This is a genomic window from Pseudomonas tritici, from assembly GCF_014268275.3.
Taxonomy (GTDB): Bacteria; Pseudomonadota; Gammaproteobacteria; order Pseudomonadales; family Pseudomonadaceae; genus Aquipseudomonas; species Aquipseudomonas tritici.
Genome location: NZ_CP077084.1, coordinates 1,647,866 through 1,660,757, shown reverse-complemented (window position 1 = coordinate 1,660,757; position 12,892 = coordinate 1,647,866). Strand labels below are relative to the sequence as shown.

Here is a 12,892-nt window from a genome sequence, read left to right as displayed (position 1 = left end):
AACCAGCTCCCACATTGGATCTGCGCTGCTTCAAGTCCACATTCGTCCAGCGCCTATTACACGCTTTCCGGAGTTTCCCCCATGACGGCCCATGCCGACCTTTCGCCGACCCTTCAACTTGCCATCGACCTGATCCGTCGCCCCTCGGTGACGCCGATCGACGCCGATTGCCAGAAGCTGATGATGCAGCGCCTGGGCGACGCCGGTTTTGCGCTGGAACCGATGCGCATCGAAGACGTGGACAATTTCTGGGCCACTCACGGCAAGCATGACGGCCCGGTGCTGTGCTTTGCCGGCCATACCGACGTGGTGCCGACCGGCCCGGTGCAGGCGTGGCAGAACGACCCGTTCGACGCGCTGATCGACGAAAACGGCATGCTCTGCGGACGTGGCGCGGCGGACATGAAAGGCAGCCTGGCAGCCATGTTGGTGGCGGCTGAACGTTTCGTCACCGATTACCCTGACCACAAGGGTTCGGTCGCTTTCCTGATCACCAGCGATGAAGAAGGCCCCGCGCACCACGGCACCAAGGCGGTAATCGAACGCCTGGCCGCGCGCAAGGAGCGCCTGGACTGGTGCATCGTCGGTGAACCGTCAAGCACCACACTGGTGGGCGATGTGGTCAAGAACGGCCGTCGTGGCTCCCTCGGCGCCACCCTGACCGTACGCGGTGTGCAAGGTCACGTGGCCTACCCGCACCTGGCGAAAAACCCGATCCATCTGGCCGCTCCGGCACTGGCCGAACTGGCCGCCGAGCATTGGGATGACGGCAACACGTTCTTCCCGCCGACCAGCTTCCAGATCTCCAACCTCAACTCGGGCACTGGCGCGACCAACGTGATCCCCGGTGAGCTGACAGCGGTGTTCAACTTCCGCTTCTCCACCGAATCCACCGTGGAAGGCCTGCAGCAACGGGTTGCGGCGATTCTCGACAAGCATGGCCTGGACTGGCACGTGGAGTGGGCGCTGTCGGGCCTGCCGTTCCTGACCGAACCGGGTGCGTTGCTGGATGCGGTCTCCGCGAGCATCAAGGCAATCACCGGCCGTGAGACCAAGGCGTCCACCAGTGGCGGCACCTCCGACGGGCGCTTCATTGCGACCCTCGGCACTCAAGTGGTAGAGCTGGGTCCGGTCAACGCAACGATCCACCAGGTCAACGAACGCATCCTCGCCAGCGACCTCGATGTGCTGACCGAAATCTATTACCAGACCCTGATCAAGTTGCTCGCCTGATGCTCGCGTGCCCCATTTGCAGCGCACCGCTGAACGCGGTCGACAATGGCGTGGCTTGCCCCGCCGGGCACCGTTTCGACCGTGCGCGCCAGGGTTACTTGAACCTGTTGCCGGTGCAGCACAAGAACAGCCGCGACCCGGGCGATAACCTGGCGATGGTGGAAGCGCGCCGCGACTTCCTCAACGCCGGGCACTACGCTCCCGTGGCCAAACGCCTGGCCGAGCTGGCCGCTGAACGTGCCCCGGCGCGCTGGGTCGACATCGGTTGTGGCGAGGGTTACTACACCGCGCAAATTGCCGACGCCCTGCCCCACGCCGATGGCTACGCGCTGGATATCTCCAAAGAAGCGGTCAAGCGCGCGTGCAAGCGCAACCCGGCGCTGACCTGGTTGATCGCCAGCATGGCCCGTGTGCCCTTGGCCGATGCCAGTTGCCAGTTCCTCGCCAGCGTGTTCAGCCCATTGGACTGGCAGGAGGCCAAGCGCCTGCTCAGCCCTGGCGGCGGCTTGATGAAGGTCGGTCCTACCAGCGGCCACCTGATGGAACTGCGCGAACGCCTGTACGACGAAGTGCGCGAATACACCGACGACAAGCATCTGGCCCTGGTGCCGGACGGCATGAGCCTGGCGCACAGCGAGACGCTGGCATTCACGCTGAGCCTGGCCGAGCCCCAGGACCGCGCTAACCTGCTGGCCATGACACCCCACGGCTGGCGCGCCAGTGCCGAGCGCCGCGCGCAAGTGATCGAGGCGGCCGAGCCGCTGCTGGTCACTGTGTCGATGCGCTACGATTATTTCGTGCTTAACTAACTGACTTTTCCGCGAATGGATTTTCGAATCCCGCAACGAGGAACATCCATGCGCCAACCCGATATCGAGATTTACCTGAAGGACGCTGACGTCGACCACAAGGCCATTGCCGCCTGGCTGGGCGCCGCCCTGGGCCCGTGCACCGACTGGGTCCAACGGGGTCAGACCTACAAGTGCAAGGCCGGCGATGTGCCGGTAACGTGGCTACCGAAAGCCGTAGGCAAATGGAACAGCCTGTTCCTGGAAAGCGACCAGACCCCGTGGGATGACGACATCGCCTGCGCCCGCGCCGCGTTTGCCGCGCTGAACGTGGAAGTGCGCTGTGCACCGGGGACTTGGGTTGAAGAGGAAGGTGAAGAAAGCGCTGACACCTGGATTCGTATCAGCGAAGACGGTGAAGAGCAGATCACCTGGAAAACGGCCTGATCTAAACCTGCAAACCCAATCAATGTGGGAGCTGGCTTGCCTGCAATGCAGACACCTCGGTCTATTCAGTCAGACCGCAGTGATGCTATCGCAGGCAAGCCAGCTCCCACAGTTGATTAGGTTACCAAGCCAGCGTCTTTATAGACCGACCACATCCTCCGCCTGCAACCCCTTCTCGCCGGTCACCACGGCGTACTCCACCTGCTGGCCCTCGGCCAGAGAACGGTGACCATCACCGCGAATGGCGCGGTAGTGCACAAACACATCCTTGCCATCCTCGCGTTGAATAAACCCATAGCCCTTTGCATCGTTGAACCACTTCACATTGCCGGTTTCGCGCGTTGCCATCTGTCTTACTCCCACATGCATTTTTATTGTTGAGTCGCTCGCATTGAACTGCCGAGTATAAGACAGGCTCAAAAACGATCAACTCAAGTTTACATCGCTGCTTTTTTGCCGATTTTCGGCGAATACGGCACACTACCCGCCCGAGCGTCTGCTCGGTTTTTTCCACTCAAAGCAGAAGCCGTATGACCCGCTCCCCGTTTCGCCGTCTGGTATTTGGCACCTTGCGCCGGCTGTTGTACCTCTGGGTTCGCTCGGAGACGATCAACCAGTCGTCCCTAACCCTTAACCTGGACCGCAGCCGGCCGGTGTTCTACGTCCTGCAATCACCTTCCCTCAGCGAATTGGCCGTGGTCGACGCCGAGTGCACCAAGGCCGGCTTGCCGCGCCCGGTGCTGCCGGTAGCGGTCGGCCCGTTGATGGAAGCGGCGGCGTTCTTCTACCTCACGCCAGAGCCCGACTGGCTTGGCCGCCAGGACAAGCGCGGCGCGCCGCCGACCCTGACCCGCCTGGTCAACACCCTCAGCGAACACGCCGAAGAGAATGCACAAATCATTCCGGTCAGCGTGTTCTGGGGCCAATCCCCCGAGAGCGAGTCCAGCCCGTGGAAATTGTTATTTGCCGACAGCTGGGCGGTGACAGGTCGTCTGCGTCGGTTCTTGAGCATCCTGATCCTCGGTCGCAAGACCCGTGTGCAATTCTCTGCGCCAATCAACCTGCGTGAATTGATCGAGCACAATAAAGGCCACGAACGTACGGTGCGCATGGCCCAACGCATCCTGCGTGTGCACTTTCGTAACCTGAAGACCGCCGTGATCGGCCCTGACCTGTCCCACCGCCGCAATCTGGTGAAAGGCCTGGTCAACATGCCGCTGGTACGCCAAGCCATTGCCGACGAGGCTGAGCGGGAAAAAATCTCCCCGGAAAAAGCCAAGGCCCAGGCCCTGCGTTACGGCAACGAGATCGCCTCGGACTACACCTACACCGCGATCCGCTTCCTGGAAGTGGTACTGAGCTGGTTCTGGAACAAGATCTACGACGGCATCAAGGTCAATAACATCGAAGGTGTGCAAAAGGTTGCCCAGGGTTACGAGGTGATCTACGTACCTTGCCACCGCAGCCATATCGACTACCTGTTGCTGTCTTACCTGTTGTTCAAAAATGGCCTGACGCCGCCGCATATCGCCGCAGGGATCAACCTGAACATGCCCGTCATCGGCAGCCTGCTGCGCCGTGGCGGTGCGTTTTTCATGCGCCGCACCTTCAAGGGCAACCCGCTGTACACCTCGGTGTTCAACGAATACCTGCATACCCTGTTCACCAAGGGTTTCCCGGTGGAGTACTTCGTCGAAGGCGGGCGCTCGCGCACCGGTCGCATGCTGCAACCGAAGACCGGGATGCTGGCGATTACCCTGCGCAGTTTCTTGCGCTCCTCGCGTATGCCGATCGTGTTTGTGCCGGTGTACATCGGCTACGAACGCGTGCTCGAAGGCCGCACCTACCTCGGCGAGCTGCGCGGCGCGACCAAGAAGAAAGAATCGATCTTCGATATTTTCAAGGTGGTCGGCGCGCTCAAGCAGCGCTTTGGCCAAGTCGCGGTCAACTTCGGCGAGCCGATCAAGCTGACCGAGTTCCTCGACAGCGAACAGCCGGATTGGCGCTCCCAGGAACTGGGCCCGAACTACAAACCAGCCTGGCTCAACGAAACCACCCACCGTCTTGGCGAACAGGTGGCGCGCCACCTGAACGAAGCTGCGGCAGTGAACCCAGTGAACCTGGTAGCGCTGGCACTGCTGTCCACCACGCGCCTGGCGCTCGACGAACAAGCCATGGCGCGCCAGTTGGACCTGTACCTGGCGCTGCTGCGCCGCGTGCCCTACTCGCCTCACACCACGTTGCCCGAAGGCGATGGCCTGGCACTGATCAAGCACGTCAAGGACATGGACCTGCTGTCGGAACAGAGCGACGCCCTCGGTAAGATTCTGTACCTGGACGAGCAAAACGCCGTCCTGATGACGTACTACCGCAACAACGTTTTGCACATCTTTGCCCTGCCGGCGCTGCTGGCGAGTTTCTTCCAGAGCAGCTCGCGCATGAGCCGCGACCAGATCCTGCGTTACACCCACGCGCTGTATCCGTACCTGCAATCGGAGCTGTTTATCCGCTGGTCGCTGGAAGAGCTGGACACGGTGGTTGACCAATGGCTGGAGGCTTTTGTCGAACAGGGCCTGCTGCGTTTCGAGAAAGACGTGTTCCTGCGCCCGGCCCCGAGTTCGCGGCACTTCGTACTGCTGACGCTGCTGTCCAAGAGCATCGCCCAGACCTTGCAACGCTTCTACATGGCGATTTCGCTGCTGCTCAACAGTGGCCAGAGCAGCATCAGCGCCGAAGAGCTGGAAGACCTGTGCACGATCATGGCCCAGCGCCTGTCGATCCTGCATGGCCTCAACGCCCCGGAATTCTTCGACAAGAGCCTTTTCCGACATTTCATCCAGACCTTGTTGGAGCAAGATGTGCTGCGTCGCGACGAAGCCGGCAAGCTGAGCTACCACGACCTGCTGGGTGAGCTGGCTGAAGGCGCAGCCAAGCGGGTGTTGCCGGCGGAGATTCGCCTGTCGATCCGTCAGGTGGCCCTGCATCGAGTGGATGGCGCTGCCGAAGCGTCCGTCGAACCCGAAGCCCCGACACCTGAAGAAACCCGCTAGATTTAAACAGGCGCCGGTTGGATGCCGGCGCCGTTGAAAAGGAGCTGTACCATGAAAAAGATCATTCTCCTGGGTCTCACCGCCCTGCTTGGAGCCTGCCAGTCCATGAGCCCCGCCCCCAAGGCCAGCCTTGATGGCGAAGTGTTCTATCTGCAACGCATCGCCCTGCCGCCGACCGCGACCTTGAGCGTCAGCCTGCAAGACGTGTCGCTGATGGACGCCCCGGCCGTCACCCTGGCCGAACAGAAAGGCCCGGTCAAAGGCCAAGTGCCGCTACCCTTTCACCTGAGCTACGACCCGGCGCAAGTCAAACCTGGCCACAGTTACTCGGTGAGCGCTCGCATCGAGCTGGATGGCAAGCTACTGTTTATCACCACCGAACGGCATTCTGTGCAGCTCAACGGCCAGGACCCACAACCGTTGCGTCTGCGGGTTGATGCTGTCGCCCACTGAATTCGAACATCATAAGGAAGCGTCCATGCTCCGTAACTCCCTTCGTTTTACTGCCCTGTGTGCCGGCTTGCTGCTCGGTGCCAATGCCATGGCCCTGGATCTTGGCAGCCTGTCCCAAGGCGACGCCGCCGGTGGCCTCAAGGATGCACTGACCCAAGGCGCGCAGATCGCCGTGAAGCAACTGGGCGTCCCCGGTGGTTTCAGCGATAACCCCGAAGTGAAGATCGGCCTGCCGGGCAAGTTGGGCAAAGTCGCCGACAAACTGAAAATGTTCGGCATGGGTGATCAAGTCACTCAGCTGGAAACCAGCATGAACAAGGCCGCCGAAACCGCCGTGACCCAGGCCCAACCGATCCTGGTCAACGCCGTGAAAAACATGAGCGTGACTGACGCCAAGGGCATTCTCAGTGGGGGTCAGGACTCGGCAACCCAGTACCTGAACAAAAGCAGCCGCGAACAAATTCGCGCCAAGTTCCTGCCGATCGTCAAGGCGGCTACCGACAAGGTCGGCGTGGCCCAACAGTACAACGCCCTGGCCGGCAAGGCTGCGGCCTTTGGCGCAGTGGACGCCAAGAGCGCCAACGTCGAAAACTACGTGACCGAGCAGGCGCTGGATGGGTTGTTCAAGATGATTGCCAAGCAGGAAGAAACCATTCGCGAGAACCCTGCAGCTGCCGCGACCAGCCTGGCGAAGAAAGTCTTCGGCGCACTGTAAAGCCGCACATGAATCCGGGCAGGTGTGGGGGGCTCACCTGCCCGGAACCAAGAAGTCCTCGTGTGATTAGAAGATCTTCCCTAAACCAAGACCAAGACCGCCAAAAGCGATCGCCCCCAAGGGCATGACACCAAAGCCTATCGCGAAACCCTTGCGGGGCTTGCAAGCCTCTTTGCAAGGGTCACTGGGCTTGGCAGGTTCAGGCTTGCCAGGCCCGCATGGGTTGCTGCTGCAGGCGGGTTTGAAAGCGCTGACATTGATATCAATTTTCATAAACACTCCTTGAATCATCAGATTTAAGCTTCTACCAGCAGGTATGGAGCCTGCTGGTAGAAGACCTGGCAATCAGGTAATTCATGTGTGGCCCGCGTCTCTGAAACGTTCCCGCCTCCGTATTGCCTTTGTGAAAAACCCTACGACAAACTTTTACACGGACTGTGGTTTGACTCGGAACCACGCCGCGTACAACGCCGGCAAAAACAACAACGTCAACGCCGTCGCCACGATCAAGCCGCCCATGATCGCCACGGCCATTGGTCCGAAGAACACACTGCGTGACAGTGGAATCATTGCCAGCACGGCCGCCAGGGCTGTCAGCACAATCGGGCGGAAACGTCGCACGGTGGCTTCGATGATCGCCTGCCAGGGTGCCAGGCCCGCCTTGATGTCCTGTTCGATCTGATCGACCAGGATCACTGAGTTCCGCATAATCATCCCGGACAGTGCAATGGTCCCCAGCATGGCCACGAAGCCAAACGGCTGGCGGAATACCAGCAGGAATAACGTCACACCGATCAACCCCAGCGGCGCTGTCAGAAACACCATGGCCGTGCGCGAGAAGCTGCGCAGTTGCAGCATCAGCAGGGTCAGTACCACCACGATAAACAGCGGCACGCCGGCCTTGACCGAGTTCTGGCCACGGGCCGAGTCCTCGACCGTACCGCCGACGTCCAGCAGGTAGCCATCCGGCAGTTCGGCACGCACGCCTGCAAGGGTTGGCAAGATCTGTTGGACCAATGTCGCCGGCTGCTCCTTGCCATAGATGTCGGCGCGGATGGTCACCGTCGGCAGACGGTTGCGGTGCCAGATAATGCCTTCTTCGAAGCCGTATTCGAGGGTAGCGATTTGCGACAGCGCTACACTTTTACCGTTATCGGTGGGCACCGCCAGGCTTGGCAGCAATGACAGCTCGGTGCGTTCATGCACCGTGCCGCGCAGGAGGATCTCGATCAACTCGTTGTCCTCCCGGTATTGACTGACGCTGGAACCGGTCAACGAACTCTGCAGGAATTTCGACAAGTTGGCCGTGCTCACGCCAAGGGCACGGGCGCGGTCCTGGTCGATATTGAGGTAGACGATCTTGCTCGGCTCTTCCCAGTCCAGGTGCACGTTGACCACGTGGGTATTTTCGCGAACCTTGGCTGCGACTTTGCGTGCCAGGGCGCGGACTTCTTCGATGTGCTCGCCGGTCACGCGGAACTGCACCGGGTAGCCCACGGGCGGGCCGTTTTCCAGGCGTGTGACCCGTGAGCGCAGGTCCGGGAATTGTTCGTTGAGGGTTTCGATCAGCCAGGTGCGCAGGCTTTCACGTTCTTCAATGGTTCTGGCCAGCACCACAAACTGCGCGAAGCTGGCGGCCGGCAGTTGCTGATCCAGAGGCAAGTAAAAGCGCGGCGAACCGGTACCGACATAGGCCACGTAATTGTCGATGCTTTCGTGCTGCTTGAGCAGCGCCTCCAGGCGTTTGACCTGATCAGCGGTGTTGCTCAAAGAGGCACCTTCGGCCAGCTTCAGGTCGACCATCAGCTCCAGTCGGCCAGAGGCTGGGAAGAACTGTTGAGGCACAAAACGGAACAACCCCACCGAGCCGATAAACAACAACAGGGTCAGTACGATCACGGTCTTGCGCCGACGCACACACCATTCCACCAATCGCCTTACACGCTGATAGAACGGCGTGCCGTAGGGATCAGGGCCATCGGTGCCGTGCTTGGCTGCGTGAATCTTCGCTAGGTCAGGCAGGAGTTTTTCCCCCAGGTAGGGCACAAACACCACGGCAGCCACCCACGAGGCGAGCAACGCAATGGTCACCACCTGGAAAATCGAACGGGTGTATTCGCCGGTGCTCGATTGCGCCGTGGCGATCGGCAGGAAGCCCGCCGCCGTGATCAGCGTACCGGTGAGCATCGGGAATGCGGTGCTGGTCCAGGCAAAGCTGGCGGCCTTGAGCCGGTCGTAGCCCTGCTCCATTTTGATCGCCATCATTTCTACCGCGATGATCGCGTCATCCACCAGCAAACCCAAGGCCAGTACCAGGGCACCGAGGGAAATCTTGTGCAGGCCGATGCCGAGGTAATACATGGTGGCAAAGGTCATCGCCAGCACCAGTGGAATCGCCAGGGCCACCACCATGCCCGTGCGCACGCCAAGGGAAAAGAAGCTCACCAGCAACACAATAGCCAGCGCTTCGGCCAGCACCTGCACGAATTCCCCGACGCTGGTTTTCACCGCCGCCGGTTGGTCCGACACCTTGCGCAGTTCCATGCCTGCCGGAAGGTTCTTCTGCAGGCGTGAGAATTCGCTCTCCAAAGCTTTGCCCAGTACCAGAATATCGCCGCCGTCACGCATGGCCACGGCCAGGCCAATGGCATCTGCGCCCATGAAGCGCATACGCGGTGCCGGTGGGTCGTTGAAGCCGCGGTGGATGTCGGCTACATCGCCGATGCGGAAGGTGCGGTCACCCACGCGAATCGGGAAGTTACGGATCTCTTCCACGCTCTTGAAGTTGCCCGACACCCGCAGTTGCACGCGCTCGCTAGGGGTTTCAAAGAAGCCCGCAGTGGACACCGCATTTTGCTCCTGCAATGCCTGCTGCACCGCCGCCAATGGCAGGCCGAGCGTGGCCAGCTTGAGGTTGGACAGTTCGATCCAGATCTTTTCATCCTGCAGGCCGAGCAGCTCGACCTTGCCCACATCCGCCACCCGCTGCAGTTGAATCTGGATGCGGTCGGCATAGTCCTTAAGCACGGCGTAGTCAAAACCATCACCGGTCAGCGCGTAGATATTGCCAAAGGTGGTGCCGAACTCATCGTTGAAAAACGGCCCTTGGATATCCGGTGGCAAGGTCTGGCGGATGTCGCTGATCTTCTTGCGCACCTGGTACCACAGGTCGGGGATCTGCGCCGAATGCATGGAATCACGGGCAATGAAAGTGACCTGGGATTCGCCGGGCCGCGAGAAGGAGACGATGCGCTCGTACTCACCCGTCTCCATGAGTTTTTTCTCGATGCGCTCGGTGACTTGCCGCGAAACTTCCTGGGCCGTGGCCCCCGGCCAGTTGGTCTTGATCACCATGGCCTTGAAGGTGAACGGCGGGTCTTCACTTTGTCCCAGCTTGGAGTAGGACAAGGTGCCAACCACCGCCAGCAGGATCATCAGGAACAGTACGATCTGGCGATTACGCAGCGCCCATTCGGAAAGATTGAAACCCATCGGGGACTACTCCTTGGCCGCCAGATTCACCACACGGTTGGCACGATCCACCGGGCGCACTTGCTGGCCCTCGTGGAGCACATGGACTCCCGCGGCGATTACCCAATCGGTCGGGGTCAGGCCTTCCAGTACCGGGACGGTTTTTTCACCAAAGGCGCCGATGCGTACCGGCGTGCGCTTGAGCGTATTGTCGGGCTGCACACGCCAGACGTAGGACTCACCGTTCTCCGCACTGAGGGCCGACAGCGGCACCGACAACGGAATAACACCATCGGCCTGTATGAAAACCCGGGCGCTTTGGCCAAGCTCGGCCGGCACCTTGCCGCCAGTGAACGCCACGCGGGCCGCGAACGTACGCGACTTCGGATCGGCCGCCGGTGACAGCTCACGAATACGCCCGGTGAAGCGTTGATCGGGCTGGCTCCACAGCTCCACCGAGACCGGCTGGCCAAGCTTGAAACGGCCAAAACCCTGCTCCGGCAAGCTGATCAGCACTTCGCGCTCGCCATCGGTGGCGAGGGTGAACACGGTCTGGCCGGCGGACACCACTTGCCCAACTTCCACTGCGCGCTTGGCGACCACACCGTCCTGTGGCGCACGCAGCACGGCATAGCCGGCCTGGTTGCTGGCCACGTCGAACTCAGCCTTGATCTGCTTGAGGCGGGCAACACCGGAACGATAGAGGTTTTCGGAATTGTCGTACTGGGAACGGCTGACCATCTGACGGTCCATCAGGGTCTTGTAGCGGTCGCGCTCGGCACGTACCAGGCTCAGGTTGGCCTCGGCGGCGGCAACCTGGGCACGGGTGGCTTCCAGTTGCAGGCGCACGTCCTGTGGGTCGAGCTCTGCCAGCGGTTGGTTGGCCTTGACTCGCTCGCCCTCCTCCACCAGACGCTTGCTGATCTTGCCGCCGATGCGGAATGCCAGGTCTGGCTCATAGCGCGCGCGCACTTCGCCGGGGTAACTGTCCATCGACTGCGACGAAGGCAGTGGCTGCACCACCATGGCCGGGCGGATGGTGGTCTGGACCGCTTCTTCATGGCCGCAGGCAGCCAACAAGAACACCAGACTGACAGGCAACGCAAAGGGCAGGAAAGTGCTGCGCATGCTGTAGGACCTTTCGCAAATGAAGCTAAGAATAATTATACTGGCCGGTATGTTATTAATACCAAACTCGCCAGTCCAGTATTAAAGGTGAAAATGTCCGACAATCCTGTAAACACCAATAGCCCCGGGCGCCCCAAGGACATGGCAAAACGCCAGGCTATTCTCGAAGCAGCGAAATTCCTGTTTTTGAGTAATGGTTACGCCAGCACCAGCATGGATGCCGTGGCCCTCGAGGCCGGCGTTTCAAAACTGACCGTCTACAGCCACTTCAATGACAAAGAGACCCTGTTCACCGCCGCCGTGGTGGCCAAGTGCGAGGAACAGCTGCCGGTGATGTACTTCGAGCTGCCCGAAGGCGTGCCTGTGGAGACTGTGTTGTTGAACATCGCGCGGGGGTTCCATCGCCTGATCAACAGCGAAGAGTCGATAAACCTGCATCGCCTGATGATGACCACCGGCAGCCAGGACGTGAAACTCTCGCAGATCTTCTTCGAGGCCGGCCCCATGCGCATGCTGCAAGGCATGGAGCGCCTGCTCGGCAAGATCGACCAGGGCGGCGCCCTGAGCATCGATAAACCCTTCACGGCAGCCGAGCACTTTTTTTGCCTGCTCAAGGGCACGGCGAATTTTTGCCTGCTGTATGGCTGCGGCGGGCAACTGAGCGAAGAAGCCGCCGAAGCACATGTGCAGGAAGTGGTGGGGTTGTTTATGCGGGCTTATCGACCCTGAAGCCTTGTGCTGCCGCTATGAGGCCCTAAGACTCAATGAAGAGTCAGGCCTTTAGCGCTTTCTTGGGGTAAATATCATACCGGCTGGACTTACCATCCAGCGCATGGCTCGGCTTCGGCCCTTCAATGCACGGCGCCTTGCGCGGACGCTTGACCACCACGCGGTGGCTGGCCAGGGCCAGGGCAGCGGCCAGTAGCGCCGGTGCGTCCGGATCATCGCCCACCAGCGGGCGGAACAGGCGCATTTCCTTCTTCACCAATGCCGTCTTCTCACGGTGCGGGAACATCGGGTCGAGGTAGATCACCTGGGGTGGCTCGCCTTCCCAGTTGCGCATCACGTCAATGGAGTTGCCCTTGAGCAACTTCATACGCGCCACGATCGGCGCCACCTCAAAATCATCCGCGCCGCGCGCCAGGCCATCTTCGAGCAGGGCGCCGATCAGCGGCTGGCGCTCGATCAGGCTCATTTCGCAGCCCAGGCTGGCAAGCACGAAGGCGTCCTTACCCAGGCCCGCCGTGGCGTCCAGCACCCGCGGGCGTACGCCTTGGGCGACCCCCACGGCCTTGGCAATCATCTGCCCGCTGCCACCGCCGTACAGCCGTCGATGCGCCGCGCCGCCCTCGACAAAGTCCACCCGCACCGGCCCAGGCGCGTCAGGCCCAAGTTGTTGTAGCTGTAGGCCATGCTCCCCGAACTGCAGGGCAAAGTCCGCATCCGCCAGGTGTAACGGCAAACCCAGCAGTGAAGCCCACTGCTCGGCACGGTCCTTGAAACCTTCGCCCAAGGCCTCGACCCTGATGCGGCTGGCCGCTGGTTGTTCGCTCATCAATCGCTACGCTCAAAAATATTAAGGATCGGCCAAAACCGGCCGATAAAAA

The 12,892-nt window shown here is 60.8% G+C and carries 12 protein-coding genes; 7 read left to right on the top strand and 5 right to left on the bottom strand.

Features of this window, described 5'->3' with window-relative positions; all coding sequences use genetic code 11:
• Positions 1-81: 81 nt before the first annotated feature.
• From dapE to HU722_RS07345, 3 genes are read left to right on the top strand one after another with little or no spacing between them, the layout of a single operon-like run.
• Positions 82-1,233, top strand: coding sequence for a succinyl-diaminopimelate desuccinylase (dapE, locus tag HU722_RS07355; protein ID WP_065872455.1), 1,152 nt, complete (start codon positions 82-84; stop codon positions 1,231-1,233).
• On the top strand, positions 1,233-2,042 hold the full coding sequence (locus tag HU722_RS07350; RefSeq protein ID WP_065872456.1) for a putative RNA methyltransferase: 810 nt from the start codon (positions 1,233-1,235) through the stop codon (positions 2,040-2,042). Before dapE ends, HU722_RS07350 begins: the two co-directional genes overlap by 1 nt.
• Positions 2,043-2,090: 48 nt before the next feature.
• The gene (locus HU722_RS07345) at positions 2,091-2,468 is read left to right on the top strand and encodes a hypothetical protein (RefSeq protein ID WP_065872457.1); all 378 of its coding nucleotides are present in this window, start codon (positions 2,091-2,093) and stop codon (positions 2,466-2,468) included.
• Positions 2,469-2,606: 138 nt separating this feature from the next.
• Here the strand turns inward: HU722_RS07345 and HU722_RS07340 are convergent, their stop codons facing one another.
• Positions 2,607-2,816 (bottom strand): cold-shock protein, encoded by a 210-nt coding sequence (locus HU722_RS07340; protein WP_032891681.1) that lies wholly within the window; start codon positions 2,814-2,816, stop codon positions 2,607-2,609.
• Positions 2,817-2,998: 182 nt separating this feature from the next.
• Between HU722_RS07340 and plsB the strand changes: the two genes are divergently transcribed.
• From plsB to HU722_RS07325, 3 genes are read left to right on the top strand one after another with little or no spacing between them, the layout of a single operon-like run.
• A complete protein-coding gene (plsB, locus tag HU722_RS07335) occupies positions 2,999-5,518 on the top strand; it encodes a glycerol-3-phosphate 1-O-acyltransferase PlsB (RefSeq protein ID WP_065880081.1) in 2,520 nt (839 codons plus the stop codon).
• A gap of 51 nt (positions 5,519-5,569) precedes the next feature.
• Positions 5,570-5,971, top strand: coding sequence for a YbaY family lipoprotein (locus tag HU722_RS07330; RefSeq protein ID WP_065880082.1), 402 nt, complete (start codon positions 5,570-5,572; stop codon positions 5,969-5,971).
• A 25-nt stretch (positions 5,972-5,996) separates the two neighbouring features.
• Positions 5,997-6,686, top strand: coding sequence for a DUF4197 domain-containing protein (locus HU722_RS07325; RefSeq protein WP_049713406.1), 690 nt, complete (start codon positions 5,997-5,999; stop codon positions 6,684-6,686).
• Positions 6,687-6,752: 66 nt separating this feature from the next.
• Here HU722_RS07325 and HU722_RS07320 read toward each other — a convergent pair whose 3' ends face one another.
• The 3 genes from HU722_RS07320 to HU722_RS07310 form a co-directional block, all read right to left on the bottom strand.
• Positions 6,753-6,959, bottom strand: coding sequence for a hypothetical protein (locus HU722_RS07320; RefSeq protein WP_065880083.1), 207 nt, complete (start codon positions 6,957-6,959; stop codon positions 6,753-6,755).
• 153 nt (positions 6,960-7,112) lie between these two features.
• On the bottom strand, positions 7,113-10,178 hold the full coding sequence (locus HU722_RS07315; protein ID WP_186752296.1) for an efflux RND transporter permease subunit: 3,066 nt from the start codon (positions 10,176-10,178) through the stop codon (positions 7,113-7,115).
• A gap of 6 nt (positions 10,179-10,184) precedes the next feature.
• Complete coding sequence (locus tag HU722_RS07310) at positions 10,185-11,285, bottom strand: efflux RND transporter periplasmic adaptor subunit (RefSeq protein ID WP_065880084.1); 1,101 nt, start codon at positions 11,283-11,285, stop codon at positions 10,185-10,187.
• 93 nt (positions 11,286-11,378) lie between these two features.
• Between HU722_RS07310 and HU722_RS07305 the strand changes: the two genes are divergently transcribed.
• A complete protein-coding gene (locus tag HU722_RS07305; RefSeq protein ID WP_065872463.1) occupies positions 11,379-12,014 on the top strand; it encodes a TetR/AcrR family transcriptional regulator in 636 nt (211 codons plus the stop codon).
• 43 nt (positions 12,015-12,057) lie between these two features.
• Here HU722_RS07305 and HU722_RS07300 read toward each other — a convergent pair whose 3' ends face one another.
• Positions 12,058-12,840 (bottom strand): class I SAM-dependent methyltransferase, encoded by a 783-nt coding sequence (locus HU722_RS07300; protein WP_065872464.1) that lies wholly within the window; start codon positions 12,838-12,840, stop codon positions 12,058-12,060.
• Positions 12,841-12,892: the final 52 nt, after the last annotated feature.

Bases quoted from the DNA above. Each gene is read 5' to 3' on its own strand.
- HU722_RS07305 (WP_065872463.1), top strand. From the start codon at position 11,379: ATGTCCGACAATCCTGTAAACACCAATAGCCCCGGGCGCCCCAAGGAC.
- dapE (WP_065872455.1), top strand. From the start codon at position 82: ATGACGGCCCATGCCGACCTTTCGCCGACCCTTCAACTTGCCATCGAC.
- plsB (WP_065880081.1), top strand. From the start codon at position 2,999: ATGACCCGCTCCCCGTTTCGCCGTCTGGTATTTGGCACCTTGCGCCGG.
- HU722_RS07350 (WP_065872456.1), top strand. From the start codon at position 1,233: ATGCTCGCGTGCCCCATTTGCAGCGCACCGCTGAACGCGGTCGACAAT.
- HU722_RS07310 (WP_065880084.1), bottom strand. From the start codon at position 11,285: ATGCGCAGCACTTTCCTGCCCTTTGCGTTGCCTGTCAGTCTGGTGTTC.
- HU722_RS07325 (WP_049713406.1), top strand. From the start codon at position 5,997: ATGCTCCGTAACTCCCTTCGTTTTACTGCCCTGTGTGCCGGCTTGCTG.
- HU722_RS07330 (WP_065880082.1), top strand. From the start codon at position 5,570: ATGAAAAAGATCATTCTCCTGGGTCTCACCGCCCTGCTTGGAGCCTGC.
- HU722_RS07320 (WP_065880083.1), bottom strand. From the start codon at position 6,959: ATGAAAATTGATATCAATGTCAGCGCTTTCAAACCCGCCTGCAGCAGC.
- HU722_RS07300 (WP_065872464.1), bottom strand. From the start codon at position 12,840: ATGAGCGAACAACCAGCGGCCAGCCGCATCAGGGTCGAGGCCTTGGGC.
- HU722_RS07345 (WP_065872457.1), top strand. From the start codon at position 2,091: ATGCGCCAACCCGATATCGAGATTTACCTGAAGGACGCTGACGTCGAC.
- HU722_RS07315 (WP_186752296.1), bottom strand. From the start codon at position 10,178: ATGGGTTTCAATCTTTCCGAATGGGCGCTGCGTAATCGCCAGATCGTA.
- HU722_RS07340 (WP_032891681.1), bottom strand. From the start codon at position 2,816: ATGGCAACGCGCGAAACCGGCAATGTGAAGTGGTTCAACGATGCAAAG.